Genomic DNA, 26,745 nt, shown 5'->3' on the forward strand with positions numbered 1-26,745 from the left:
GGTCAGTTCCCGAGCAAGGGCACCAGCTGCCGGCGAGCGAACGCACGGCTGCGCTCGTCGCCGGTGTCCGGGATGCCTCCGTCCGGCGTCAACAGCATCGAGTGCACCAGCCTGACGTAGACCTCGGCGGTCACGTCGGGATCCACTACCGGTAACCGGCCCGCCCGTCGGTGTGCTCGCAGCTTCTCGGCGAGAAAGTCGCGACCGATCGCGAGGATCGTGCCCGCGTGCACGGTCATCGACGGCAACACGTCGCGGGTGTCGTGGGTCAGCAGGCGATTCAACAGCCGGTGCCCTCGAAGGCCGGTCATCACCACCACGTAGGTCTCGACGATCTGCTCGGCCGGGTCGGTGAACCGGCCGACCGCCTCGTCGACGGTCTCGAGGAAGCGGCGCACTTCCCGCAGCAGCACGGCGGAGACCATCGCATCCTTGTCCGGGTACCGGCGATACACCGTGGCACGGCCGAGTCCGGCCCGCCGGGCGATGCCGTGCATCGTGGTGCGCTGGATCCCGTTCTCCTCGAAGGCACCGAGCGCCGCGTCGAGCACTCGTCGGCTCAGCGCTTCCTCGGGTTCGGAGTCCCGGACGCGCGTGCGAACCGCCTCGCTCGCGCTCATGTGTTCACCCGTGCAGGCCGGGACGCGGCGCGAGAGCGGTGGAACGATTCCGGTCCGAGCTCGGTGATCTCGTACCCGTGGGGGTACGTGGGCGTGTTCGGCAGGACCGGTCGCGAATCGGGCCGCGGCGGACCGAGACGAATCAGGGCACCTCGCAGTTTCAGCGCGAGTTGCGCCGTCGTCCGCAGCACTCGCGGCGGACGGGGCAGCGCGAACGCGTCGAGCAAGTGCGGGTCCATGAGCAGTCGGGTGGCTCCGCCGACCGGCCCGGCCAGCGGGGGCGGGAACCACGAGCCGAACAACTTCATCGTCGCGTCCGCGACACGTTTGCCGCCCGCATCGAAAGCGAACCGTTCCCGTTCGTACCCGTCGAGTAGTCGCTCGAACTCCTCGTAGGTTTCCGGTATGCCGTCGAGACGCATCCCCTCACCCATCCGACGCATCGCGTTCGTCAACCCGCGGACCTCCCGCGGGTGCAGCCGTCGCCACCCGTAGTTCTCGATCCAGCGGACCGGAACGACGACGAAGGTCGCCAGCGTGTACACGAAATCGTCGTTGCTGATGCGGTACCGGCCGTGGATCCGGTTGAGCTGGTCGAGCGCGTCCCGGCGGCGTTCACTGTCGACTTCCGACTGCAAGATCTCGTAGAGCACCAGGACGGTGTCGTCGTAGCGCTTCTGCGGACAGCGCGTGAACTCGCCCGTCGCGTCGAGCAGGCGACCGATCGCCGGAACCGCGTAGGTACGGAACAGGGCGAGCTCCAACGAACGCGTGATGTCCCACGGGAATTCGTACTGGGACAGGAGTCGGTAGATCTCGTCACAGTCCCGCTCCGGATCGAGCTCGAGAATGTGACGCAACCGGTCGAAACGCTGCATTCCACGACACCTCCGCAGTGGTGGTCGTCACGGCACGACCGTAAGACCAGCGAGACACACGGTCAAGCTTTGTCTCAGAGGCATGTAGAAGGCGTGGTACTCAACAGGACCCCAACACCGCGAGGCGCGAACTGGCGCGGCGGTACCGGACCACCTCGCAGTCCCACAGTGCGCTCTCACCGGCGCTCGTGCGCAGCTGCTGTCGGTACCCTCTTACGATGGGCGGACCATCCCCGCCCGTACGGAGACATCTGTGGCTCGCACTCGGATACCCGTGATCGTCGTCGCCGGATTCCTCGGCTCCGGGAAGACCACGCTGCTCAACCACCTGCTCCGCCAGTCCGGCGGGACCCGGATCGGTGTCATCGTCAACGACTTCGGCTCGATCAACATCGACGCCATGGCGGTCGCGGGCCAGGTCGACGCGATGGTGTCGCTGGACAACGGATGTTTGTGCTGTGCGGTCGATCCCGGCGAGTTGGACACGATGGTGCACAAACTCAGCCGGCCGCAGTCCGCGATCGACGTCATCGTCATCGAGGCCAGCGGCCTCGCGGATCCGCGCAGCATCGTGAAAATGCTCATCTCAAGCGAGGAACCGGGCATCCGTTACGGCGGCTTCGTCGAGGTCGTCGACGCCGTCGAGTTCGACTCCACCAGATCTCGACACCCCGAGATCGACACTCAGATCGACTTCGCCGACGTGGTGCTGGTGAACAAGATCGACCGCGTCGACGCCGACTCTCGTGCGTCGGTGCTGCGCACACTGGGGACAATCACTCCGGGTACGCCGTTGCTTCCGACCGAACACGGCCGCATCGACCCGAGCTTCCTGTTCGACGAGCACGCCCGCTCCACGCAACCCAAGGTCGGCGAGCAGCTGTCGCTGGACGATCTCTGCGCGCACGACGAAGACGACCACGAGCACTTGCACACCGTCTACGAGACGGTGACGTTCACCTCCGAGTCACCGATGGATCCACGCAGCCTCATGCACTTCCTCGACCATCGACCCGCCGGTTTGTACCGCCTCAAAGGCAACGTCTACTTCGGACTCGCGGACCATCCGGAGAAGTTCGTCCTGCACACCGTCGGCAACTATCTCCGGTTCCACCGGAGAGGATGGGATTCCGGCGAGACCCGTACCACCTCGTTGGTCGCGATCGGCGCGGGCCTGGACACCACGGACCTGACAGCTCGGCTGCGGGACTGCGTCGCGCCGGAATCGTCCGAACACGACGAGTTCAGCATGCTCCCCATCCTGCGCTTCACCGACGGATGAGAACTGCTTGCAGACGGTGCGCCAGGGGGGTCGGGTAGCGGAACCTCAGCACCGGTGGTCGGGCCGCGTACGTGGTGACGGCTCAGCGCCTTCGCCGCTGACACGACACGACGACTTCTCGTACTGCACACCCTCTGGATCTGTCTCGCGCACTCTCCCGCCCGGCCGCTACGGAACCACCCACGCAGATCAACGCGCACACCCGCTCGGGCGTTCTGTGCGGGCGAGCGTCGAGAGCGCGTCGGTCAGATGCCGCACGAACGTCCGGCGTTGTTGCTCACCGATGCTGTCGAGCGAGAGGTACGGGTTGAGGTCTTCGAGCTCGACCAGTCGCAGTTCGCCGTCGGGCGTGCGACAGGCGTCGACGCGCTGGATGCCGTGTTCGATACCGTTCCAGTCGACAAAGCCTCGTGCGAAATCCAGGTCGGTCTCACTCGGCTCGTAGGTCGTCAGACCCCACCGTTGTGCGGGGTCTGGTGTGTACAGTGCGTATTCGAAGGTGTAGCCGACGAAGTAGAACGACACCTCGTACTCGAGGTCGACGCGCGGCTGGATCAGCACGTCACGATCGTTGATCCCGGAGATCTCCGACGGGCCCACGATACTCATCCCCACGGAGTCGGCACCGAACTTCGGCTTGACCACGTAGCTGTCGCACTCCGGAAGCCGGCCGAGATCGTCGACGGTGTCGACGGTCGGGATCACCGGATACCCGGCTCGGTACAGGTCGACGAGGTACTGCTTTCCCTGCATGTCGGCTTTGCCGGTCAGCTCGGTGAAAACCCGCGCACCGGTGGCCAGGGCATGGTCACGGAACTGCTCGTACTCCCGCGGGTAGTAGATGACCGGACCGCTGTTGCGTACGAGCGCGACGTCGAAACCGTCCATCAGAGCGACGGCGTGCCGCGGATGGCAGAGGGCGACGTCGAACGCCTCGCCCAGTTGGGACGAGAGGGAGATGTCCTCGTCGCAGTACCGGCGACCACGAGCTTCGTACGACAAGTCGGTCACGAGGAGCAGGGTGGGCCTGGCGGAGGACATACCCCAGTGTTTCACGTCCCTGCTCTACTCCCGCACGACAGCACGAGCCCCCGCACAGGCCGCTCGCCCGCGCGCACCAGGTTTCGGGTCAGCGTGAGTACGTTCCGACGACCCGGTTCTGTTCCAGCACGTGCGGACCGTACTGGGTGAGGAAGTCCTCCCGGGTCGGTGTGCCGTCGACCAGCGTGTCCAACGCGTAGACCCAGAAGTAGTAGCGGTGCACACCGTGTCCCGACGGCGGATTCGGCCCGGTGTAGCCGGTTTTGCCGAGACTGTTCGGCCCTTGTCGACCGCTCTCGGAATCGACCGTGCGGGTCTCGGGCGCGAGACCGTAGACGGTCCAATGCGTGAACCCGTCAGGCATGGGTGCGTCCGGGTCGTGGCAGATCACCGCCAACTCGACGGCGTCGGCCGGGACACCCGTGATGTCGAGGTCGACGGAGGTGTTCACACCTTCGACCGCGTGTTCGCGCGGGATCGGCTGATCCGGCTCGAAGTTCCTGCAGCTGATGCTGAGCTCGTCGATCCTGACCGCCATGTCGTGCACCTTCCTGTCACCGAGGATGTCCGGTCCTCCACGATCGCAACCGGTCGTCGATCACGCCAACCCTGCCCAAGAGTCGGTTCACAATGAGCGGTTGTCGTGTCTTGTCAGCGGCGGAGCACTGAGCGTTCAACCACGTACGCAGCCGGACCTCCGCCACCCCACCCACCGAGCAAACCGACTGACAGGAGCCATCAACATTGTGCGGAGACCGCTCGTTCGGACAGGGCGGCGTCGAGTGTCCGCGCCCATTGCCGGACGATCTGCGTCCGCCGCGCCGAATCGTCGGTGAGTACGTCGGCCAAGCCGAGACCGCGTGCCATGTCGAGAGTGCCCTGCACGAGACGGTGACCGACCCGGTCGCCGTCATCGACGCCGAGCAACTCCACCATCGCGCGGTGCGCCGCTCGGCCGAACCGAGCCTCCAGCGGGACGATCCGTTCACGCAACGACTCGTCGGCCGCCGCCGCTGTCCACACCTGCAACGCAGCCTTGAACAGCGGGGACGTGTAGTGCTCGACCATCCGGACCAGGATCGCCTCCGTACGCTCCGGACCCTGCGGTAGCTCGCCGGCTTCCTCGCGGACCAGTGCGAGTCGGTTGTCGGTCATGAACTCCAGCGCCGCGGTGATCAGCTCTTCGCGCGTCGGAAAATGATGCTGGGCCGCGCCGCGGGAGACTCCGGCGTGCTCGGCGACGACGCTGACCGTGGTGGCCTGCCAGCCATGGTCGGCGAGGCAGTCGATCGCCGACTCCAACAGCCGCTGACGGGTGGCACGGCTTCGTTCCTGCTTCGGTTCCCGGGTACTCATGTCCCTCTCCTGGTGGTGTCCGTCACCGGGCCCACCACGGCGTTCGCTTCTCCAGGAACGCCATCATGCCTTCCCGGGCCTGCTCGCTCGCGAACAACCTCGCCGAGCGGGACGCCAGATCCTCGGCACACCGGTCGAAATCGGCGAGAATCGGCGCAGACACCAGTGCTTTCGACTCGGCCAATCCTTGCGGGGAGCCGAGCCGCAGACTGCGCAGGATCGCCTCGACCTCCTCGACCGGCCGCTCGGCCGCGACGGTCACCAGGCCCAACCGGGCTGCTTCGTCCGCGCCGAACTTCTCGCCCGTCAACACGTACCGGTTCGCCGCGCGTGAGGTCAGACGCGGCAGCACCGTCAGGGACACCACCGCCGGCGCCAACCCGAGCCGCGCCTCGGTGAGCGCGAAAGTGCAGGACGGCCCGGCCACGACGACGTCGCACGCCCCGACCAGGCCCATCCCGCCCGCACGGACGTGGCCGTCGAGGAACCCCACCACCGGTTTCGGCAGCGCGACGATCGCCCGCAGCAGGTCGATCAGTGCGTGGGTCGCCTCGTCCGGCCGGGAGGCTTCTGCCCTGTCGCCGGCCTCCGTCAGGTCGGCGCCCGCGCAGAAGGTGGTCCCGCTGTGGGTCAGCAGAACGGCTCGCACGTCGGAATCTTCCGCCGTCTCGGCGAGAGTCGCGCGAAGCTCGGCGACGAGTTTCGCGGACAAGGCGTTGCGGTTGTGCGGGGAATCCAGCGTGAGCGTCGCGACACCGTCGGCGACCTCGACGTGGACGAAGCGATCCGTCATCACTGCCCCTCAGTACGACTTCGGCAGGCCGAGGCTGTGCTGGGCCACGAAGTTCAGGATCATCTCACGGCTCACCGGAGCGACGCGCGCGATCCGTGCGGTCGCCAGCATCGCGGACAGGCCGTGCTCCCGCGTCAGGCCGGAACCGCCGTACGTCTGGATCGCCTGGTCCAGCGCGCGAATGCTCGCCTCCGCCGCAGCGTACTTCGCCATGTTCGCCGCTTCGCCCGCACCGTCGTCGTCGCCGCTGTCGTAGAGCACAGCGGCCTTCTGCATCATCAGCTTCGCCATCTCGAGCTCGACCTTGATCTGCGCGAGTGGGTGCGACAAGCCCTGGTGTGCGCCGATCGGTGCTTTCCACACGGCACGTTCGTTCGCGTACTCGACCGCCCGGGCGAGCGCGTACCGGCCCGTTCCCACCGCGATCGCGGCACCGAGGATGCGTTCCGGGTTGAGTCCCGCGAACAACTGGAGCAACGCAGCGTCCTGCTCACCCAGCAACGCCTCGTCGGGCAGCCGGACCTCGTCGAGGAACAGCGTGAACTGCCGGTCGGGTGCGGTGATGTCCATCTCCATCGGCTGTGCGACGAAATGTGGACTGTTCGTCGGCACGATGAACAGTGCCGGACGGAGCCTGCCGGTCCTGTGGTCTTCGGTGCGTGCCACGACCAGCACGGCATCCGCCTGGTCGACTCCGGAAATGAAGATCTTCTGTCCATTCAGGACCCAGGAGTCACCTTCCCGGCGCGCGGTCGTGGTGATGTGGTGCGAGTTCGATCCCGCGTCCGGCTCGGTGATCGCGAACGCCATGATGGTCGAGCCGTCACCGAGTCCGGGCAGCCACCGCCGGCGCTGCTGTTCGGTGCCGTACTTCGCGATCACCGTGCCGCAGATCGCGGGCGACACCACCGCGAGCAACAGCCCCGCCCCCTTCGCGGCGAGTTCCTCCTGCACCAGGGCGAGTTCGTAGATGCCCGCTCCCCCTCCGTACTCCTCCGGCAGGTTGACCCCGAGAAAGCCGAGTTTTCCCGCCTCGTTCCACAGCTCCGTGAGGGGTTCGGTGTTGCGAGCCTTGGGCAACACGTAATCGAGGTAGTTGTACCGATCCGCCAACTTGGCCACCGATGCGCGAAGCTCCTGCTGCACGTCGCTTTCGATGAAACTCATGTCCGCTCCTCGGTCGCTGGGCTGTTCTTCCGGCTGCCGGTGTCTTCGTCAGAGTCGTGTCGTGCGTCCCCGTCGTCGGCCAGCACGACGGCGAGCACAGTGCCGACGTCGACGGCGTCACCGGTCTGGACGTCGAGCTCACGCACGGTTCCGTCGGTGGGCGCCGCGATGGTGTGTTCCATCTTCATCGCCTCCAACCACAACAGCGGTTGTCCGAGCGTGACCCGCTCACCGGGCGCGGCAGCGACACGGACGACGGTTCCCGGCATCGGGGCCAACAACGACCCGGGATCGACCTGCTCGACGGGATCGGTGAACCGCGGCCGACGGATCAACGAAACCGGCCCCGACGGAGAGTCGACACACACGAGCGAACCGTGTCGAGCGACTTCGAACCGCCGCCGCACCACGTCGTTCCTGACCGGGACGTCGAGAACCACGAGCTCCGGTGTCGCGGAGACCACGGTGAGGCCGTCGTGACCCTCGATGCACACACCGTCGCGGGAGAACCGGTACGCCACGTGGATCTCGTTCCCGGTTCCCGCGACGGTGAACACCTTGCTTTGTGCAACGGCTGGAACATTGCGCCAACCGGCCGGAATCGACGCGTTCACCGGTGCCACGCGACGATTGGCGGCGGATTCGGCAAGGCTCGCCGCGACCGCCGAGAGCTCCACCGACTGCGCGGACGCGATCGGCCGCGCGAGCACGTCGAGCCCGTGTGTCGCGAAGAACGCGGTGTTCGTGTCACCGGCGAGAAACGCCGGGTGTCCGAGTACGTTGACGAGCAGTTCCCGGTTGGTCGTGAGCCCGTGGACTTTTGAGCGCGCGAGCGCGGACCCGAGGATCCGCGCCGCCTCGTCCCGGGTCTCCGCCCACGCGACGACCTTCGCGAGCATCGGGTCGTAGTGCACGCCGATCATCGACCCGTCGCGGACGCCCGAGTCGAGGCGTACTCCCGGTTCGCGCAACGGTTCGAATTCGGCGGTCACGCCGGGAACGTCCAGCCGGTGCAGTGTCCCGCTCTGCGGTTGCCACTGTTGTGCCGGGTCCTCGGCGTAGAGCCGGACTTCGATCGCGCTTCCCTGCGCCGCGGGAGGTTCGGGTGGCAACGCGGCGCCCTGCGCGATGCGTAGTTGCCACCGCACCAGGTCGAGATCCGAGGTGCATTCGGTGACCGGGTGCTCCACCTGCAGGCGCGTGTTCATCTCCAGGAAGAAGATGTCGCCGTGCTCGTCGGCGAGAAACTCCACCGTGCCCGCACTCTCGTATCCCACGGCCTCTGCAGCCCGGGTCGCCGCCTCGAACAACCGCGTCCGCATCCGGGGAGTGCGCTCGACGAGCGGAGACGGGGACTCCTCGAGGATTTTCTGGTGCCGGCGCTGCAAGGAGCACTCGCGCTCACCGACCGCCCAGACCGTTCCGTGCCGGTCGGCGAGCACCTGGACCTCGATGTGTCGTCCGGTGTCGAGATACCGTTCGCAGAACACGGTCGGGTCGCCGAACGCCGACTGGGCCTCGCTGCGTGCTCCGTCCAGCTCGGCGGGTAGCTCGTCCAGCGCACGAACGACACGCATCCCTCGACCGCCGCCACCGGCGGAGGCTTTGATCACCACGGGGAGGTCGCTTTCGGTCACGGCGGCGGGATCGAGTTCCGCCAGAACCGGCACACCGGCGTCGGCCATGAGTTTCTTGGACTCGACCTTGGATCCCATCACCTCGATCGCCCGCACGGGGGGCCCGATCCACGTGAGCCCGGCGTCGAGCACGGCGCGGGCGAAGTCCGCGTTCTCGGACAGGAACCCGTAGCCGGGATGGACCGCGTCGGCACCGGCGGTCCGCGCCGCGTCGAGGACGAGGCTCTCGCGCAGGTAGGTCTCGGCCGGTGTCTTGCCGGGCAGCCGAACCGCCGCGTCGGCTTCCGTGGCGTGAGGTGCTGCCGCGTCCTCGTCAGAGAACACGGCCACCGTGGACACACCCGTACGACGCGCGGTGGCGAAGACCCGGCGCGCGATCTCGCCGCGGTTGGCCACGAGCAGGCTGGTCAGCATCGCCGTCCTCACATTCGGAAGACACCGAAGTTGTCGGTGCCCTTCACCGGAGCGTTGTGCAGCGCCGAGAGGCACATTCCCAGCACCGTGCGTGTCTCGCGCGGGTCGATCACGCCGTCGTCGTAGAGGCGTCCGGACAGGAACAACGGCAACGACTCCGCCTCGATCTGTTCCGCGATCGCGGCACGGAGCCCGGCGTCGGCCTCCTCGTCGAACGGCACGCCCTTCGCTTCCGCGGACGCCCGGTTGACGAGGGAGATCACCCCCGCGAGCTGCGCCGAGCCCATCACCGCCGATTTCGCGCTCGGCCAGGAGAACAAGAATCGGGGGTCGTAGGCCCGTCCGCACATCCCGTAGTGCCCCGCGCCGTACGAGGCGCCCAACAGCACCGACAGGTGTGGCACCGTCGAGTTGGACACGGCGTTGATCATCATCGCGCCGTGCTTGATGATCCCGCCCTGTTCGTATTCCTTGCCGACCATGTAGCCGGTCGTGTTGTGCAGGAACAGCAGTGGTGTGTTCGCCCGGTTCGCCAACTGGATGAACTGCGTGGCCTTCTGCGACTCCTCGGAGAACAACACCCCCTGCGCGTTCGCGAGGATGCCCACCGGGTAGCCGTGCAGGTCCGCCCACCCGGTCACCAGGCTCGAGCCGTACCGCTGTTTGAACTCGTCGAAGTCGGATCCGTCCACGATCCGCGCGACGACCTCGCGCGGATCGAACGGGACCTTGAGGTCGGACGGAACGACGCCGAGCAGATCTTCCGGGTCGTAGAGCGGTTCGGCGACCTTCTCGCGCGGTGTGGGTCCTTGTTTGGTCCAGTTCAGCCGCCTGACGATGTTCCGGCCGATGCGCAGGGCATCCGGTTCGTCGACGGCGTAGTAGTCGGCGAGTCCCGAAGTGCGGGCGTGCATGTCGGCACCGCCGAGGGCCTCGTCGTCGGCCTCCTCACCGGTCGCCATCTTCACCAGCGGTGGTCCGCCGAGGAAGACCTTCGACCGTTCCTTGATCATCACCACGTGGTCGGACATGCCCGGCGTGTAGGCTCCGCCTGCGGTCGAGTTGCCGAACACGAGTGCGATCGTGGGAATGCCCGCCGCCGACGCCTGGGTGAGATCCCGGAACGCCCGCCCGCCAGGGATGAACACTTCCTTCTGAGTGGGCAGGTCCGCACCGCCGGACTCGACGAGCGAGATCACCGGCAGCCGGTTCTGCATCACGATGTCGTTGGCGCGGAACGATTTTCGGACCGTCCACGGGTTGCTCGTACCGCCCCGGACCGTGGGGTCGTTGGCGATGATCATGCATTCGACGCCCTCGACGACCCCGATCCCGGTAACGACCGACGCACCGACCTGAAAGTCACTGCCCCACGCCGCGAGCGGGCACAGCTCCAGGAACGGTGAGTCCTCGTCGATCAGCAGCTCGATGCGTTCACGCGCGGTGAGTTTGCCCCGCGCCCGGTGACGTTCCAGCTTCTCCGGGCCGCCTCCGGCGGTCGCCTTGGCGTGCTCGGCGGTGATCTCGGCGAGTTTCGTGCGCATTGCCTGCGCCGACTCGGCGAATTCGGTCGTGTGCGTGTCCAGTACGGACTTCAGTGTCGTCATGCGGTGAATCCCAGAACTCGTGCCGCCAAGCCGGTCATAATCTCGGTCGTGCCGCCGCCGATACCGAGAATTCGCATGTCCCGGTACTGACGCTCGATCTCGCTTTCCGCCATGTACCCCGCTCCGCCGAAGAGCTGCACTGCTTGGTGTGCGACCCACTCGCCGGTCTCCACCGCCGTGTTCTTGGCGAAGCAGGTCTCGGCGACGAGGCCGGTTTCGCCCGCCGCACAGCGCTCGGCGAGCGTTCTCGTGTAGACGCGCGCGACGTCGATCCGGCGCGCCATCTCGGTGAGTGTGTTCTGCACGGCTTGCCGAGAGATCAGTGCGCGCCCGAAGGTTTCCCGGTCACGACACCATTGTGCGGTGAGGTCGAGACAGCGTTGTGCGCTCGCGTACGCCTGCACGGCCAAGGACACCCGCTCGGTGAGGAACGCGTCGGCGATCCGCGCGAATCCGCTGTTCTCGGCACCGACCAGATTTTCCACAGGAACCCGGCAATCCACGAAGGACAGCTCGGCGGTGTCCGAGGCGTGCCACCCCATCTTCTCCCACTTGCGCGTGACGGTGAACCCGTCGTTGTCTTTGTCGATCACGAGCAGGGAGACGCCGGACGACCCGGCTTCTCCGGTGCGCACCGCGACCACGGCGTAGTCTGCGCGGCACCCGGAGGTGATGTAGGTCTTCGCGCCGTTGACGACGTAGTGATCGCCGTCCCGTGTCGCGCGCGTCGCGAGGCGTCCGACGTCGGAACCTCCGTCCGGCTCGGTGATCGCGAGGCATCCGATCTTCTCCCCGCTCAGGGTCGGCCGCACCCACCGCTCGAGCTGCCGGGGATCACCGGCGGCGACGAGGTGCGGAACCGCGATTCCGCAGGTGAACAGCGAGGCGAACAGTCCACCGGAGCCGCCCGCGTGGTGCATTTCCTCCGCGATCGTCACGACGTCGAGGAAGTCGCCTCCGCCGCCGTCCACCGGGAACCCGGCTCCGAGCAACCCGAGGTCGCCGGCACTCCGGTGCAGCGAGCGGGGCAGTTCACCGCGGCGTTCCCACTCCTCGAGGTTCGGCAGGATCTCACGATCCACGAAGCGGCGGACCGTGGAACGCAGCTCCCGCCGCTGCGGGCAGTCCCAGACGCTCACGGAATCAACTCCTCGGGTACGGGCACACGGCGTGAGCGCAGCCACTCGCCGAGCGCCTTGGCCTGGGGGTCGAAGCGAGCCTGCGAGGCCGCTCCGTCTCCGAGCACGCCTTCCACGACGAAGTTCACCGCACGCAGGTTCGGCAGCACGGCCCGGGTCACCGGCAGGTCGGCGATCTCTGGCAGCAGGCTCCGGAGCCGCTCGACCGTGAGCGTGTGCACGAGCCAGCGCCATTCGTCGTCCGTGCGAACCCAGACCCCGACGTTGGCGTTGCCGCCTTTGTCTCCGCTCCTGGCCGCGGCCACCACACCGAGCGGTTCGTGCCGGGTCGACTCTGTGGGCAACGGCTCGGGAAGTTCCGGCTCGGCCACGTCCGCGAGCGCCCTCGTGTCCCGGATGGGTTCGATATCCACTGTGGCCCCGTCGGCAAGGACGGCCCGGTGCGGCACGGCAGCGGAGTCCACGAAGCCGGGGGCGAACGCTCCGTACACCGACCCGCTGCGTGGCACCGACGTCAGATGGCATCCCGGGTAGCTCGCCAAAGCGAGTTCCACCGCGACGTTCGCGAAGGACCGCCCGACGACGTCGGCGTCCGGATCACGCACGACGCACCGGAGGGTGGCGCTGGCTCGTTCTTGCGTGTCGGCGTCGACGGCGTCGGTGCGGGCGAGTGTCCACGTCATCTCCCGCGGCCGCTTCACCAGCCCGGCTTCGAGTTGCTCGCGTGCCAGCTCGGCCTTGGCGTGGATGTCCAGCCCGGTCAGGACGAACTCCACCTCGTTGCGGTAACCGCCGATCGAGTTCAGCGAGACCTTCAGCGACGGTGGCGGAGGTTCGCCCACCACGCCGCGAATGCCGACGCGGTCCGGTCCATGCTGCTCGAGTGCGACCGTGTCGAGGCGGGTGGTCACGTCCGGCCCGGCGTAGCGGGCCGTGTCGACTTCGTACATCAGCTGGGCCGTGACGGTGTCGACCGTGACCGCTCCCCCGGTTCCGGGATGTTTGGTGATCACGCTGCTGCCGTCACCGGCGATCTCGGCGATCGGGAATCCGGGACGGGTCAGGTCCGCGATCTCGGTGAAGAAGCTGAAGTTTCCGCCGGTGGCCTGCGTTCCGCATTCGATCACGTGTCCGGCCACGACGGCGCCCGCCAGCTCGTCGTAATCGGTGCGGGCCCATCCGAAATGGGCGGCGGCGGGCCCCGTGACCAGAGCCGCATCGGTGACCCGGCCGGTGACGACGACGTCGGCGCCCTCGGCCAGACACCGGGCGATTCCCCAGCCGCCGAGGTAGGCGTTCGCCGTCAGCGGCTCTCCCAGACCGAGCTCCTCCGTCCGCGCCGTGAGGTCGTCGCCCTCGACGTGGGCGCATCGCACGGGAACGTCCAGCGATGCCGCCACTTCCCGGAGCTTTCCGGCCAGACCCGCCGGATTGAGTCCACCGGCGTTGACTACGATCCGCACTCCACGCTCGACGGCGAGCCCCAGACACTCCTCTGCCTGCCGGAGGAACGTCTTGGCGTACCCGAGTTCCGGGTCCTTCATCCGGTCGCGGCCGAGGATCAGCATCGTCAGCTCGGCCAGATAGTCCCCGGTGAGCACGTCGAGTGCGCCGCCATCGAGCATCTCGCGCATGGCCGAGAACCGGTCACCGTAGAACCCGGAGCAGTTCCCGATGCGCAGCACCTCGGGCGTGGTCGCGAACGAACGCTCCGTCATACCGGCATCCCCGCCTTGCGGCCCGCGCTGGGCAGGCCCGCGAACGCCTGGGCGATCGTGATCCAGTACGCCGCGTCCGGCCCCACGACGTCGAGGCCGAGGTCGTCGCGGTGTCGACGCTGCGTGACGAGCAGGCAGAAGTCCAGCGCCGGTCCGGTGACGAACTGCTCGGCGTCCTCTGGCCCCCAGGTCCAGCACGCCCCGTCCGGCGCGGTGAGTTCCACCCGGAACGGCTGGTCCGGCGGAGTCCGGTCGTGTACGGCGTAGGCGAAGTCGCGGGTACGGACGCCGAGGTGGGCGACGTGACGCAGCCGCGCGGTCGACTCCCGCCGCACGCCGAGCGCGTCCACGACGTCCTGACCGTGCGCCCAGGTCTCCATGATGCGCGCCGTGGCCATCGACGCGACTCCCATCGGCGGGCCGAACCAGTCGAGCTTGCGACCGGCGGGCACCGCCCGCAGCGCGTCGACGAGGTCGGCACGACTCCGGCGCCACCGATCGAGCAGCGCCGTCGGAGCGTGCCGGGCCCCGTCCTGTGCGGCGAGGTCCACGAAACCGGCGGGATCCCGCGTCGCCTCCGCCACGACCTCGCCGAAACGGGCCGGTTCGGTCGCGGAGAGCAGGGCGACCTCGTCGGTCCAGGCGAGGTGCGCGATCTGGTGCGCGACGGTCCATCCCTCGGCGGGCGTCGGAACACTCCACCGAGCGTCGTCGAGCCGGGCCACCACGGCGTCGAGCTCGTCGGTCTCGGCGCACAGATCGTCGAGCAGGTCGTCCACGTCCGTCACGTCGATCACGTTCCCAGTCGCCTCGGAAAAAAGCAAGCGTGCTTGCTTTCTTTTACCGGATCTCCTACTTTTGCCTGAGAGTGATTCAGGACACACTGTAGACCCTGCCCCGGCGAAGGGACCGAGATGACCGCCACGCCACCCGAGCCCACGCTGCTCGGAGACCGCCTCGACCATTGGGCGCAGACCCACCCGACCACCGAAGCGATGACCTACGGCGACCGCACGTGGACGTGGTCGGAGTGGCGCGACCGGGTCCGGCGTGGCACCGGAGGCCTCCTCGACAGTGGCCTGCGCCGCGGCGACCGCATCGCGTTCCTCGACCTCAACAACGTGGCGTGCCTGGAGATGACGTTCGCCGCCGCGGCGATCGGCGCGGCGAACGCGATCCTGAACTGGCGGCTGGCGCCCGACGAGCTCGACTACGTCATCAACGACTCGGGCGCGCGCGTGCTGTTCGTGGGTGCCGAACTGCTTCCCACCCTGGACCCGATCCGCGATCGGCTCTCCACAGTGGAGCGCATCGTGGTCGTCGGTGGCGAGTCCGACGAGTACGAACGGTGGCTGGGGGACTCGGAACCGCGCGACGCCCGACCCGACGTGCGGCCGGACGACCCGTGCCTGGTCATGTACAGCTCGGGCACCACAGGACATCCGAAGGGTGTCCTGCTCACCCATCGCAACGTCGTCAGCCACGCGCAGCACGCCAGCGTCGACTGGGACTTCGATCCCGGCGACAAGAGCCTCGTCGCGATGCCGCTGTTTCACGTCGGCGGCACGTGCTACGCCGTGATCGGCATCCACGTCGGCACCGCGACGATCATGACCCGCGAACCCGACGCCGCGTCACTGTTCGGAGCCTTGCAGCAGGGCGCGACGCACGCGTTTCTCGTGCCCGCGGTCGTCGCCGGCATCGTGGCCGCGGGCGAACAAGCGGTCGCCGCCTTCGCCCGGCTCAAACACCTCGGCTACGGCGCCTCGCCGATGCCGCTTCCGTTGCTGCGTACGGCGTTGAAGCAGATGCCGGACACCCGGTTCCAGCAGGTGTACGGGCTCACCGAGGTCTCGGGCGTCATCTCCAGCCTGGACCCGGAGGATCACCGCGACGAAGACCACCCAGAGCGACTCGGCTCCGCGGGCACGCTCATCGAGGGCGCCGAGATGCGCGTCGTCGACCCCGCGACCGGCGAGGACGTACAACCGGGCATGCCGGGCGAGTTCTGGTTCCGGTCCGCGCAGGCCACACCGGGCTATCTGAACAAGCCGGAAGCGACCGCCGAGGCGATCACCTCCGACGGCTGGTTCCGCAGCGGCGACGTCGGGCGAGTCGATGCCGACGGATACCTGTTCGTCGAGGACCGGGTGAAGGACATGATCATCACCGGCGGCGAGAACGTCTACTCCCCTGAAGTGGAACGGGTCCTCGTCGAGCACCCGTCGATCGCCGAGGCCGCGGTGATCGGCGTGCCCGACGAGCGGTGGGGCGAGTCGGTGCTGGCCGTGGTCACCGCCGAGCCCGGGGAATCACCCGATCCGGACGAGATCATCGAGTTCACCCGCACCCGGCTGGCGCGCTACAAGTGCCCGCGTGCGGTCGAGGTGCACGACGAACTGCCCCGCAACCCCACCGGCAAGATCCTCAAGCGGACACTGCGCGCGCCCCACTGGGAGGGCCGTGAGCGCACCGTGTAGCCGGGCCGCGCGTGAGCCCTTTTGGTGCCTCTAGCCACCAAAAAGGCTCACGCACCGGATCAGCCCTGCTTGGTGGCGCCCGTGCCGTTGAGCGGAAGCACCGGGTGGGCGACCTGGATGCCTGCCCGGTCGAAGCCGCGCTTGAGGTACTCCCGCGCGGTCCGGCCGGTGGCCCACTGGGCTCCCGGCCGCGTCTTGATGATGATCCGCAGCGTGACGGCGCCGTTGCCGATTCCGACCACGCCACTGATGTCCGGCTTGTCCAGGATCTGCGAGTGCACCGTGGGGTCGTTCGCGAACTCGCCGAGCGCCTCCTCGGTCACGCGCTTGGCCTCGCCGACGTCCACGGAGTAGTCCAGCGGGACCTCCACCACCGCGTTGGCCCAGTCCTGGTTCATGTTGCAGACGCGCATGATCTCGCCGTTGCGCACGTGCCAGAGACCGCCGTCGAGGTCACGGATCTTGGTGACCCGCATCGTCATCGCCTCGACGGTGCCCACCGCGTCACCGACGTCGACGACGTCACCGACACCGAACTGGTCCTCGGTCATCATGAACAGCCCGGACAGGAAGTCCTGCACGAGGCTCTGCGCACCGAAGCCGATCGCCAGACCCAGAACGCCGGCGCTGGCCAGGACCGGACCCAGATTGATCCCGAACTCGCTGAGGATCATCATGAACGCCACGCCGAAGATGACGAACGAGGCGACGCTGCCCAGCACCGAACCGATGGTGTTGGCGCGCTGGGACTGCCGTTCCACACGGTCGGCGTTGTTCTCGGTCACGGCCTTGGTCACGACGGTGGCCGCCCGGGTCTTCGCCTGGCTGAGCTTCTGGTGCGAGCTGACGATCCGCTTGACCAGCTGCTTGATGAGGCGCCCGACCACGAACCGCGCGACGAAGGCGATGACGAGGATGATGCCGATGTTGACCAGGCCCGACAGCAGCGTGCCCGCGTTCGAGGTAATCCAGCCCATGAGCGGGCCGGCCTGGGCCAACACGCTGTCGGATCCGGCGAAGCCGGCGAGCGTGACCAGGGACACGAAATCCACCCTTTCGTGATCGAATGCCCGCACCCGCGAGCGAATAATGCCGAATGACGAAGATCTTGGGTGCTCGGTCCACCACCGGGCACTCGCGCGATGCTGTCAATCGGCCCCGGCGCTAGGCAAATCATGGTCACACTCCGGACCGGAGTGGACACACACCGCGATACTTGGCCGGATTCGCCCGATTCTCCGTGAGTCCGGGGTCACACGCCGCCGACGGGCGACTCAGCGGGAGAAATGGTCGCGAGCGAGATCCGCGAACTCCGCGGCCCGTTCGATCTGAGGCATGTGTCCGGCGCCGGTGAACAAGTGCGTCCGCGCATGCGGAATCCGGTCCGGCACAGCCTCGAGATGCCGCGCGGGCAGCACCAGGTCCGCGTCGCCCCATACCGCGAGAGTGGGTTTCGGATCACGGGCGAAATCCGCGAGCAGCTGTGCGCGCCACGCGGGCCGGATTCCGCGAACAGTGCCGAGCCGGCGGGCGAGTTCGACGAACACCCTCGCGCGGTGCGGCTGTCGCGCGACCTCGGTCGCGTGCGCGAGACGCTCCTGCGTGACGAACTCGCGGCTGCGGAACAGGGCACGCTCGGTCCGCCGAACGGTCGCGGGGTCCGTTCGACGCAGCAGCCGGGCGCCCAGCATCGGGATCCCGAGAACGCGCAGGGCGATCGTGACGTCCCTGCCGAACCCTACACTGTTCGCCAACAGCAGCGACGAGACCCGCTCTGGCGCCATGGCCGCCACCCGCATCGCGACCGCACCGCCCAACGAGTTCCCTGCGACGTGAACCGGCCGGGTTTCGCCGATCGAGTCCACGAGTGCGAGGACATCGTCGGCCAGGGATTCCAACGTGGTCGGCCCCGGTGTGGGCTCGGAGAGACCGAAACCGGGAAGGTCCGGTGCGATCACGTAGTGGTCGGTGGCGAGCAGGGGGTACTGCGGAGCCCAGTCCTCGAGGCTCCGTCCGATGCCGTGCAGCAGTACGACGGGCGGGGCTTCGGGGTCCCCGCCTGATCGGACACGGACTCGCGCGCCGTGCAGGGTGACCTCGCGCGTCCCGGCCGACTCCCCGGCCCTCATCGCACGGTCGCCCGGGAACGTGACCGATCGGATCCCGTGGCGAGCGCGATCAATCGCTGGTGGGACACCGGCAACAGGCGGGCGAGCAGGTCGGGGATCTTGGCGCTGGCCGCGATGAGCACCCGGGCACGCCGACGCTCGACGCCGTCGAGGATCTGTTCGGCCGCTTTCTGCGGTGGATAGGTCAGCAGCTTGGTGAACGCCTTCTTCTGGCCGTCCACCAGGTCGGCAGGCACTCCGGAACCCACGCGGGCGCTCTCGGCGACGCGCGTCTTGATCCCGCCGGGGTGCACTGTGGTCACGCCGGTTCCGGACTCGGCCAGCTCCGCCCACAAGACCTGACTCAGCCCACGCAACGCGAATTTGCTGGCACAGTAGGCCGATTGCCCCGCGGGCGCGACGAGTCCGAACAAGCTGGAGACGTTGACCACGTGCCCGCCGGGTGCGGCGGTGAGGGTGGGCAGCAACGTGTGCGTGAGCACGACCGGCGCCCGGAAGTTGAGGTCCATGAGCCATTCGAACTCGTCCAGGGTGACCTGGTCGAAACGGCCACCGAGCGCCGCACCGGCATTGTTGACCAGCAACGTGATTCGCTGGTGCTCGCGCAGGATCGTCTCGGCCGCGGCCACGGTGGCGTTCCGGTCGGCGAGGTCCACCACCATTGTGGACACGGTGATCCCGGAGTGGTCCTGCTCGATCGCCGCGCGAACCCGGTCCAGGCGCTCGGCGTCCCGGTCCACCAGCACGAGGTGACTCCCCCGCCTCGCGAGACCGTAGGCGAGTTGCTCCCCGATACCGCTGGCGGCGCCGGTGAGGACCGCTGTTCCTCCGGCGAAGCGGTAGCGGCCCATTCGACTCATCGTGCGCCCTCCAGGTTCCGGCGGTGGCTGCTCGTGCCGTGGCGCGTGAACGCCATGTCGCGAGCAGGGCCGGGACGTGACATCTCCAGCTTGTCGAGCAGGTAATTCTGCCGCACACGCCACGGCGACCGGTCGCCCTGCGAGGGAAAGCGGTCGATGGACCGTTTGATGTAGTTCGCGTCGAGGTCGAGCATCGGCTTGCGCACCATTCCTCCCGGCGGGCGCGGCGTCGCGGCGGCGAAACCCCGGGCGTCCAGGTAGTTGACCATGCGGCACACGTACCGGGAGGACAGATCCGCTCGTAGCGTCCAGGACGCGTTCGTGTAGCCGACGCAGCACGCGAAGTTCGGCACCCCGCTGAGCATCACGCCCCGGTAGACGACCGTGTCGGAGATGTCGACCGGCTCGCCGTCCACACTCAGTTCGAGCCCGCCGAACGGCAGCAAAGACAGTCCTGTCGCGGACACCACGATGTCGGCTTCGACCACGTCACCGGAGCTCGTCCTGATTCCCGAGGGGACGAACCGGTCGATGGTGTCGGTGACCACAGAGGCCCGACCCGAGCGCAGCGTCCGATAGAAGTCGCCGTCCGGAATCACGCACAACCGTTGGTCCCACGGCTGGTAGTTCGGCGCGAAATGCGTGTCCACGTAGGACTCGTCGCCCAGGTACCTGACGGCCTGATCGCGAAGGAACGTCTTCGCGCGCTCCGGGAAGCGGCGGCAGAACTGGTAGAAACCCAACGCGACCACCGCGTTCTTCGCCCGGATCACGGGGTGGGCGACCCGGGCGGGCAGGTACGTGCGGAGCTTGTCCGCGACACCGTCGACGGACGGCAGCACGGTGATGTAGCTCGGCGAGCGCTGCACCATCGTCACGTGTGCCGCCTTCTCGGCCATCGCAGGCACCAGAGTCACCGCCGTCGCCCCGCTGCCGACGATCGCGACCCGCTTGCCCTCGAAATCGAGGTTCTCGGGCCAGAACTGCGGATGCACCAGGCTGCCCTCGAACTCGTCGAGTCCGTCGAACTCCGGCTGATGCCCCTTGTCGTAGTCGTAGTAGCCGGTACACATGTACAGAAACGAACACCGGTACACGCGACGCTCGCCGTGCTCCCCGGTGCGGGTCTCGACGGTCCACCGGGCCTGTTCGGACGACCAGTGGGCGGAGACGACCTTCGTCGAGTACCGGATGTGCCGGTCGATCCCGTGCTCGCGCGCGGTGTCACCGATGTAGTCGCGGATGCTCGCGCCGTCGACGATCGACCGGGACCCTCGCCACGGCCGGAACGGATAGCTGAGCGTGTAGATGTCCGAGTCACTGCGCACGCCCGGATACCGGAACAGGTCCCAGGTTCCGCCGAGCGCCGCTCGCCGCTCGAGCACGGCGAAGCTCTTGCTCGGGCATTCCTGCTGCAGTCGACGGGCGGCGCCGATTCCGGACACACCGGCACCGACGACGAGCACGTCGACGTGTTCGGTGTCGGGATCGTCGCTGAGCTCTCGGGACTCGGTACTCGTCACGGCCGGACTCCTTCGACGCGGTCTCGCTCGTTCACATTCGACGCCGTGCTCGATGTCGCGTTCGACGCGGTGTTCACTTCCCCCAGTGTGTCGATCCGACCCCGAATCGGACTTGACCCAGCGCGACAACAATTTACCCTTGGGCGACATGGGATCGACCGTACGCGCCGCTGCGCTGCGCGGATTCGCGCCGCTGGCGGATCGCCTGGGCGGCGACGGCGACGCGCTGCTGGCCCGTCATCAGCTCAGTCGCACCGACACCGAGGACGACGACGCTGTCATCGACGCGACGTCGGCGGCCGCGGCACTGGAAGCAGCAGCGCACGAGCTCGACCGCGCGGACTTCGGGTTGCGGCTCGCCGAGCATCAGGACACCCGGGTGCTCGGCCCGCTCGCGTTCGCGATCGAAAACTCGCCGACGTTGGGTGACGCGCTGGAATGCGGGTCGCGCTACGTGTTCCTGCACGCCGCGCTCACCCTCTCGCAAGAGCCCGACCCGCTCGGGCACCCCGGGGTCGTCGGCATGTTCTACCGGAGCAACGAACCCGGATTGCCCCTACCGCCGCAGGTCGTCGATCTCGGTCTCGGCCTGTTCCACCGCGTCGCCTGCCTGTTGGCGGGCGGAAGCTACCGGCTGCGCTCGGCGCTGCTTCCGCACCCACCCCTTGCCCCTGTCGCCACGTACACCGAGTTCTTCGACGCCGACGTGCGCTTCGATGAGGACACCGCGGTGCTGCGAGCGCCCGCGAACGTGCTGTCGACCCCGGTGCACGGTGGGAACGAGACGCTGCGCACGATCACCATGGCCTACCTCGACAAGCACACGGAGGGGCCGGGTCAGAAGCGGGCCGCCCAGGTACGCCGAATCCTGTCCGGCTCGATGGGCACGACACCGCTGCGGATCGACACGGTCGCCCGGGTACTGCGGCTGCATCCGCGCACCCTGCAGCGCCAACTCGCCGCCGAAGGCACCACGTTCGAGTCGGTCATCGACGACGTGCGCCGGGACACGGCGCTCCGGCTGCTGACCCGGACGGACATGCCGCTGTCCCAGGTGACCGCGATGGTGGGCCTGTCCGAGCAATCGGCGCTCACGCGCGCCGCCCGCCGGTGGTTCGGCGAGGCACCGAGCACCACCCGCAGACGGGCGATCTCCGGACACGGCGATTCACGCTGATTCGCGAGTGTCCGCACGGGCTCGCCGCCGGGAGGACACCCACGGCCAGGTGATGAGAGCCCAGCCGATCACCACCGCCACGAACTCGACCGCGATGTAGTACGGCCACGGCCCCATGACGTCGAGCAGCGACGGGTTCGCGGGCTTGCGGTCGAGAAAGCCGTAGTTCGCCCCGGTGGCGGCGTTGAAGGTCTGCGCACACACCGCCCACGCCAGCGTCACGGCCAGCGTGACCCGCAGACTCCGCCACGTCGGCCGCAACCCGACGCCCCAGGTCAGATACAGGGCCGCCCACGCCACGAACAGGTGATGCCCCCAGAACTCGACGAACGCCACGTGCGGAAAGTCGGGTGCGTCGAGGGCGGGGGTGAACATCGCCTGAGGGGTCAGTGTGAGCCCCCAGTAGTAGGTCAGCGCGAACGCCCACCACCGGTGCGACCACAAGGCGTAGGCGGCGACGATCCACGCGAGGTCGCTGAGCTGGAACGGCAGCGACTCGTACAGGTCCCACTGGGCGGGTGTGAGCGCGCGGACCTGGAACGGGAGTTGGAACGCGACCAGGACGACGGCGAACCCGCGGCTCACGACGCGCGCGGTGTCGCGCCCACGGTGCCTGCGTCCGAGCGCGATCAGGAACACCGCTCCCCCGGCTCCGAGCGCGAGGACCGCCCAGTGCGTGCCGCCGTAGGGCACGAACACCGGTTGCTGCGCGAGTGTCGCCTGCTCGAACAGGATCACCACCTCCGTCGCGCCACCTGGAGAACTCATCAGCGAAGGTCTTGCTCGGTGGTCGGGTCGAGGAACCTCAGCGGTTCCGCTGGCAAGACACGACGACAGCCCAGTCCGTCAGGATGCTCAGTCTACGAGAAGGAACGCTTCTCACCAGCATGTTCGGCCGGTGTGGCGGCCGCTCCACAGTGGAACGCCGGTGCCCTGCGAGCCGTTCGCGGGTACGTGCCACCGGCTCGCACTGTCGGCTGCGGGACGGAACTCGGAGCGGAGACGTAAGGTACCCGGAGTGGACCACGCACGAGGAGGATCCGTGACCGACGCACGCACCGGGCCGTTCACCCTGACCTTCGGTGAGCACACGCCGCAGCTCGACGACGGCGCGTGGGCCGCGCCGGGGTCCAGCCTCATCGGCCGTGTGCGCCTCGCGACGCAGGCCAACGTCTGGTACACCACCGTGCTGCGCGGCGACGTCGCCGACATCTCGGTCGGTGCCCGCAGCAATGTGCAGGACGGCGTGGTGATGCACGCCGACGAAGGGTTCCCGGCCGTCGTGGGCAACGATGTGACCATCGGGCATCGGGCCGTCGTCCACGGCTGCACGATCGAGGACGAGGTGCTCATCGGGATGGGCTCGGTGGTCCTCAACGGCGCGAAGATCGGCAGCGGCAGCCTCGTCGCCGCCGGTGCCGTCGTGCTCGAAGGCGTCGAGATTCCGCCCGGCTCGTTGGTGGCGGGCACTCCTGGCAAGGTGCGTCGCGAGCTGACCGGCGACGAGCAGGAGATGATCCGCGCCTCCGCCCGGCACTACGTCGACCTCGCCACCTCCCACCGCCAAGCCCTCAGCGGGTAAGAACTCTCTCACTCGTGAGGCGAACGGCACTTTCGCCTCACGAGACGAGGCGAAAGTGCCGTTCGCCTCGCGCGCGACGCCGTGATCTCGGCCACCACGGCCGGGTTGTTAGGCTCGTCGCGAGCCAGTCGTGCCCACCGGCCAGGGAATCCGGTCGAAGTCCGGAGCTGACGCGCAGCGGTAGGGGCGACGAGCGCGGGAGGCGTCGCGTGTCGACGGTGACCACTGGGCGGGTGCCCGGGAAGGTTCCCGCGCTCTTCGAGCCCGAGCCCGAAGACCTGCTGGCTCCCGGTCGCCCCGAGCACCGGCCGTGTCCCAGCGGGCCCCGCGTCCGGGCCCCGACCGAAGGGCTCCGATGCGAATGTCCACACCGCGTTCGACGCGTCTACTCACCAGCGGCGCTGCCACCGCGATCACCGCGGGCCTCCTCGCGGTCACCGCATGTTCCGGCCCCACCGGCGGCCCGGCCGGACCTCCGGACATCGCGGACAACTGTGGTGTTCCCGTGTCGGTGGACGGTCCTCCGCGACGTGCGGTGAGTCTGAACCAGCAGCAGACAGAGATCATGCTCTCCCTCGGCCTCGAGGACCGCATGGTCGGTACGGCGACCTGGACCGACCCGGTCGCGCCGCATCTTGCGGAGGCCAACGCCAGCGTGCCCCGGCTGGCCGACAACAACCCGTCGCTGGAAGCCGTTCTCGGCACCGAACCCGACCTGGTGCTCGGCGGCTACCAGGCGATCTACACCGACGGAGGGGTCGCGCCGCGCGAACGGTTCGCCGAGTTCGGTGTGCCGACCTACCTGTCGCCGTCGAACTGCTACCCGGAGGAAGCCGAGCTCGGCGAACCAGTGGGGCTGGACGACATCTACCGCGAAGTCCGGGAGATCGCGCAGCTCTTCGACGTTCCCGAACGCGGTGAGCAGCTGGTGACGGAACTGCGCGGGCGGGTCGAGGCCGCGCAGGCGAAGGTCGCCGGTCTCGACGGCCGCGAGAACACCTCGGTGCTGTTCTGGTTCGCCCGCACCGGATCTCCGTACGTGGCCGGGTCGACCGGCGCGCCGGGGATCATCACCCGCACGCTCGGCGTCCGCAACGCCTACCCCGACGTGGCATCGATGTGGCCGCAGGTCGGCTGGGAGGACGTGCTTCGCCGGGCTCCCGACGTGCTCGTGCTCGGTGATCTGACCCGGGACAGCGAAGGCGACACGCTCGAAGCGAAGAAGCGGTTCCTGCGCACCGATCCCGCCGTGTCGCAACTGGACGCCGTCCGAGCCGAGAGGTGGATGCCCATGACGGGGTCGGCGATGAACGTCAGCATCCGCACCGTCGACGGCATCGAAGCGCTCGCCGACCGCCTCGTCGAACTCGACCGCCAGACATGACGGTCGCGCAGGAGCTGCCGCGAGCGGTACGCCGTGTCCCCACGACGGTGTTCGTGACCGTGGGAATGGCGTGCCTGGTCCTGTCCGTCGCCGTCGTCGTCACGATCGGACCGGCGTCACTGTCCGTGCCGGACGTCTTTGAGGTGATCGGGGCACGCCTGGGCTTCGTGGACACCGGCGTCTCCCGCATCGGCCAGGGGATCGTGTGGAATCTGCGCCTGCCCCGCACGCTGATGGCTGCCGTCTCCGGCGCCGGCCTGGCCGTCTGCGGTGTGGTGTTGCAGTCGCTGCTGCGCAATCCGCTCGCGGAACCGTTCCTGCTCGGTGTCTCCAGCGGCGCGTCCACCGGCGCGGTGCTCGTGCTCATCCTCGGGATCGGTGCCGGCGCGGTGAGCCTCACGATGGGCGCGTTCGCCGGGGCGGTGGTCGCGTTCGTGCTCGTGATGGCGCTCGCGAGGCTCGCCGGGGGTGGCACGGCGAAAGTCATCCTGGCGGGCGTCGCCGGAACACAACTGTTCTCGGCGGTGACCTCCTACATCGTCATCACCGCCGCCGACGCCGAACAGGCACGGGGTGTGCTGAACTGGCTGCTCGGCTCGTTGTCCGGGGCACGGTGGGACGACGTGGCCGTGGCGGGCATCGTGTGCGTGCTCGGACTCGCGCTGTGCGTGTCCCGTTCCAACGCTCTCGACGCCTTCGCGTTCGGCCAGGACGCGGCCTCCTCGCTGGGGATCGACGTACTCCGGTTGCGGTGGTTGCTGCTGACCGCGACCGCGTTGGTGACAGCGACGATCGTGTCGTCGGCAGGGGCGATCGGGTTCGTCGGCCTGGTGGTGCCGCACGCCGCGCGTCTGCTGGTCGGGCACCGACACCGGGCGCTGCTGCCGGTCACCGCGGTGCTCGGCGCGTTGCTGCTGGTGTGGGTCGACACCCTGTCGGTCGTCGTCGCCGGTGCGCAGGAAGTGCCGGTCGGGGTCGTCACGGCTCTCGTCGGTGTCCCCGCGTTCGCACTCTTGTTGGCACGTCGAAGGAACATGGGATGAGCCTGATCGCCTCCGAGCTCTCGTGGTCCGTCGCGAACCGGACGGTCGTGGACGGAGTCAGCCTGCACGTGGACACCGGCACGACGGTGGGTCTGCTGGGGCCGAACGGTGCGGGCAAGTCGTCGTTGCTGCGGCTGCTCGCGGGTGTGCGGACCCCCAGCGCAGGCTCGGTGTCGGTGCTCGACCGGCCGTTGGAATCGTGGCGCCGCAAGGAACTCGCCCGCACCGTCGCGGTGGTGGAACAGCAGGTGTCGACGGAGATCGACCTGACGGTCGCGGACGTGGTCGGGCTGGGGCGGATTCCGCACCGCAGCGAGTGGGCGGGCGCCACCGACGGCGACCAGGCGACCGTGTCGGAGGCGCTACGGCGCACTGGCCTCACCGAGTTCGCGGACCGCCGGTGGCACAGTCTTTCCGGCGGCGAACGCCAACTCACCCAGATCGCCCGCGCGCTCGCGCAGGAACCCGGCTACCTGCTCTTGGACGAGCCGACCAACCACCTCGACGTGGCGCATCAGCTGGACGTGCTCGACCTCGTGCGCAGAGAGCCGGTCACGAGCGTGCTCGCGCTGCACGACCTCAACCTCGCGGCCCTGTTCTGCGACCGGGTCGTCGTGCTCTCCGAAGGACGAGCGGTGCGCGCGGGCACTCCCGCCGAGGTGCTCACCGAGGAGCTCGTCGGCGAGGTCTACCGCGTGCGGTGCGAGGTCACGCCGACCGAGCCGGAAGGACGACCGCACATCCGATTCCTGCCCCCGAAACGCACCGAGGCAACACTGTCCACTGTGGACGTCTAGGTCCTTGTTGAACGGGTTACCCAGAGGGGCGGGTAGCGGAACCTCAGCCGGTGGTCCGGCCGCGTACATGGTGACCGCTCAGTGGCTCCGCCGCTGACACGACACGACAACAACCCAT

The 26,745-nt window shown here is 68.2% G+C and carries 24 protein-coding genes and 1 riboswitch; of the genes, 7 read left to right on the top strand and 17 right to left on the bottom strand.

What is annotated here, in order from left to right; all coding sequences use genetic code 11:
* Positions 1-2: 2 nt before the first annotated feature.
* Both GIY23_RS14055 and GIY23_RS14060 read right to left on the bottom strand, forming a co-directional pair.
* Positions 3-620, bottom strand: a complete 618-nt coding sequence (locus GIY23_RS14055; RefSeq protein WP_154077078.1) for a TetR/AcrR family transcriptional regulator — start codon at positions 618-620, stop codon at positions 3-5.
* The gene (locus tag GIY23_RS14060) at positions 617-1,498 is read right to left on the bottom strand and encodes an oxygenase MpaB family protein (RefSeq protein ID WP_154077079.1); all 882 of its coding nucleotides are present in this window, start codon (positions 1,496-1,498) and stop codon (positions 617-619) included. Before GIY23_RS14060 ends, GIY23_RS14055 begins: the two co-directional genes overlap by 4 nt.
* Positions 1,499-1,751: 253 nt before the next feature.
* On the opposite strand from GIY23_RS14060, the gene GIY23_RS14065 reads away from it, so the two are divergent.
* On the top strand, positions 1,752-2,780 hold the full coding sequence (locus tag GIY23_RS14065) for a CobW family GTP-binding protein (RefSeq protein WP_154077080.1): 1,029 nt from the start codon (positions 1,752-1,754) through the stop codon (positions 2,778-2,780).
* 189 nt (positions 2,781-2,969) lie between these two features.
* On the opposite strand, the gene GIY23_RS14070 is transcribed toward GIY23_RS14065, so the two are convergent.
* From GIY23_RS14070 to GIY23_RS14115, 10 genes are all read right to left on the bottom strand, one after another.
* Positions 2,970-3,791, bottom strand: coding sequence for a hypothetical protein (locus GIY23_RS14070; RefSeq protein ID WP_222850157.1), 822 nt, complete (start codon positions 3,789-3,791; stop codon positions 2,970-2,972).
* Positions 3,792-3,909: 118 nt separating this feature from the next.
* Positions 3,910-4,359 (bottom strand): YbhB/YbcL family Raf kinase inhibitor-like protein, encoded by a 450-nt coding sequence (locus GIY23_RS14075; RefSeq protein ID WP_154077082.1) that lies wholly within the window; start codon positions 4,357-4,359, stop codon positions 3,910-3,912.
* Between the two features lie 200 nt (positions 4,360-4,559).
* Positions 4,560-5,177: a TetR/AcrR family transcriptional regulator gene (locus GIY23_RS14080; protein WP_154077083.1), complete on the bottom strand. Its 618-nt coding sequence runs from the start codon at positions 5,175-5,177 to the stop codon at positions 4,560-4,562.
* A 22-nt stretch (positions 5,178-5,199) separates the two neighbouring features.
* Complete coding sequence (locus GIY23_RS14085; protein ID WP_154077084.1) at positions 5,200-5,970, bottom strand: enoyl-CoA hydratase family protein; 771 nt, start codon at positions 5,968-5,970, stop codon at positions 5,200-5,202.
* A 9-nt stretch (positions 5,971-5,979) separates the two neighbouring features.
* Entirely contained in the window at positions 5,980-7,137 is a 1,158-nt protein-coding gene (locus tag GIY23_RS14090; RefSeq protein ID WP_154077085.1) for an acyl-CoA dehydrogenase family protein, read from the bottom strand.
* Positions 7,134-9,188, bottom strand: coding sequence for an acetyl/propionyl/methylcrotonyl-CoA carboxylase subunit alpha (locus GIY23_RS14095; RefSeq protein WP_154077086.1), 2,055 nt, complete (start codon positions 9,186-9,188; stop codon positions 7,134-7,136). The genes GIY23_RS14090 and GIY23_RS14095 overlap by 4 nt, the downstream gene beginning before the upstream one ends.
* Before the next feature lie 8 nt (positions 9,189-9,196).
* Positions 9,197-10,795, bottom strand: coding sequence for an acyl-CoA carboxylase subunit beta (locus GIY23_RS14100; RefSeq protein ID WP_154077087.1), 1,599 nt, complete (start codon positions 10,793-10,795; stop codon positions 9,197-9,199).
* Positions 10,792-11,934 carry an acyl-CoA dehydrogenase family protein gene (locus GIY23_RS14105; RefSeq protein ID WP_154077088.1) on the bottom strand — a complete coding sequence of 381 codons (1,143 nt, stop codon included), beginning with the start codon at positions 11,932-11,934 and terminating at the stop codon, positions 10,792-10,794. Before GIY23_RS14105 ends, GIY23_RS14100 begins: the two co-directional genes overlap by 4 nt.
* Positions 11,931-13,652: an acyclic terpene utilization AtuA family protein gene (locus GIY23_RS14110; RefSeq protein ID WP_154077089.1), complete on the bottom strand. Its 1,722-nt coding sequence runs from the start codon at positions 13,650-13,652 to the stop codon at positions 11,931-11,933. The genes GIY23_RS14105 and GIY23_RS14110 overlap by 4 nt, the downstream gene beginning before the upstream one ends.
* Positions 13,649-14,440, bottom strand: coding sequence for a TIGR03084 family metal-binding protein (locus GIY23_RS14115; RefSeq protein WP_222850158.1), 792 nt, complete (start codon positions 14,438-14,440; stop codon positions 13,649-13,651). The genes GIY23_RS14110 and GIY23_RS14115 overlap by 4 nt, the downstream gene beginning before the upstream one ends.
* 126 nt (positions 14,441-14,566) lie before the next feature.
* Here GIY23_RS14115 and GIY23_RS14120 point away from each other — a divergent pair, with 126 nt between their 5' ends.
* Complete coding sequence (locus tag GIY23_RS14120; protein ID WP_154077091.1) at positions 14,567-16,132, top strand: acyl-CoA synthetase; 1,566 nt, start codon at positions 14,567-14,569, stop codon at positions 16,130-16,132.
* A 59-nt stretch (positions 16,133-16,191) separates the two neighbouring features.
* Here GIY23_RS14120 and GIY23_RS14125 read toward each other — a convergent pair whose 3' ends face one another.
* The 4 genes from GIY23_RS14125 to GIY23_RS14140 all read right to left on the bottom strand — a co-directional run bounded on the left by GIY23_RS14125 (position 16,192) and on the right by GIY23_RS14140 (position 20,644).
* Positions 16,192-17,175 carry a mechanosensitive ion channel family protein gene (locus tag GIY23_RS14125; protein WP_222850159.1) on the bottom strand — a complete coding sequence of 328 codons (984 nt, stop codon included), beginning with the start codon at positions 17,173-17,175 and terminating at the stop codon, positions 16,192-16,194.
* 231 nt (positions 17,176-17,406) lie between these two features.
* The gene (locus GIY23_RS14130; RefSeq protein WP_154077092.1) at positions 17,407-18,261 is read right to left on the bottom strand and encodes an alpha/beta fold hydrolase; all 855 of its coding nucleotides are present in this window, start codon (positions 18,259-18,261) and stop codon (positions 17,407-17,409) included.
* Entirely contained in the window at positions 18,258-19,112 is an 855-nt protein-coding gene (locus GIY23_RS14135) for an SDR family NAD(P)-dependent oxidoreductase (protein WP_154077093.1), read from the bottom strand. Before GIY23_RS14135 ends, GIY23_RS14130 begins: the two co-directional genes overlap by 4 nt.
* 5 nt (positions 19,113-19,117) lie before the next feature.
* Positions 19,118-20,644: a flavin-containing monooxygenase gene (locus GIY23_RS14140; RefSeq protein ID WP_228717287.1), complete on the bottom strand. Its 1,527-nt coding sequence runs from the start codon at positions 20,642-20,644 to the stop codon at positions 19,118-19,120.
* A gap of 148 nt (positions 20,645-20,792) precedes the next feature.
* Between GIY23_RS14140 and GIY23_RS14145 the strand changes: the two genes are divergently transcribed.
* On the top strand, positions 20,793-21,821 hold the full coding sequence (locus tag GIY23_RS14145) for an AraC family transcriptional regulator (protein ID WP_154077095.1): 1,029 nt from the start codon (positions 20,793-20,795) through the stop codon (positions 21,819-21,821).
* Here the strand turns inward: GIY23_RS14145 and GIY23_RS14150 are convergent.
* On the bottom strand, positions 21,813-22,589 hold the full coding sequence (locus GIY23_RS14150; RefSeq protein WP_154077096.1) for a YwaF family protein: 777 nt from the start codon (positions 22,587-22,589) through the stop codon (positions 21,813-21,815). The two genes, GIY23_RS14145 and GIY23_RS14150, sit on opposite strands and share 9 nt — an antisense overlap.
* A gap of 274 nt (positions 22,590-22,863) precedes the next feature.
* Between GIY23_RS14150 and GIY23_RS14155 the strand changes: the two genes are divergently transcribed.
* From GIY23_RS14155 to GIY23_RS14170, 4 genes are all read left to right on the top strand, one after another.
* A complete protein-coding gene (locus GIY23_RS14155) occupies positions 22,864-23,403 on the top strand; it encodes a gamma carbonic anhydrase family protein (RefSeq protein WP_228717288.1) in 540 nt (179 codons plus the stop codon).
* A gap of 108 nt (positions 23,404-23,511) precedes the next feature.
* Positions 23,512-23,703: riboswitch (cobalamin riboswitch) on the top strand.
* A gap of 61 nt (positions 23,704-23,764) precedes the next feature.
* Positions 23,765-24,787 carry an ABC transporter substrate-binding protein gene (locus GIY23_RS14160; RefSeq protein WP_222850161.1) on the top strand — a complete coding sequence of 341 codons (1,023 nt, stop codon included), beginning with the start codon at positions 23,765-23,767 and terminating at the stop codon, positions 24,785-24,787.
* On the top strand, positions 24,784-25,830 hold the full coding sequence (locus tag GIY23_RS14165) for a FecCD family ABC transporter permease (RefSeq protein WP_228717289.1): 1,047 nt from the start codon (positions 24,784-24,786) through the stop codon (positions 25,828-25,830). Before GIY23_RS14160 ends, GIY23_RS14165 begins: the two co-directional genes overlap by 4 nt.
* On the top strand, positions 25,827-26,627 hold the full coding sequence (locus GIY23_RS14170) for an ABC transporter ATP-binding protein (protein ID WP_154077098.1): 801 nt from the start codon (positions 25,827-25,829) through the stop codon (positions 26,625-26,627). Before GIY23_RS14165 ends, GIY23_RS14170 begins: the two co-directional genes overlap by 4 nt.
* Positions 26,628-26,745 lie beyond the last annotated feature (118 nt).

Source organism: Allosaccharopolyspora coralli, from assembly GCF_009664835.1.
In the GTDB taxonomy this organism is placed as follows: domain Bacteria; phylum Actinomycetota; class Actinomycetes; order Mycobacteriales; family Pseudonocardiaceae; genus Allosaccharopolyspora; species Allosaccharopolyspora coralli.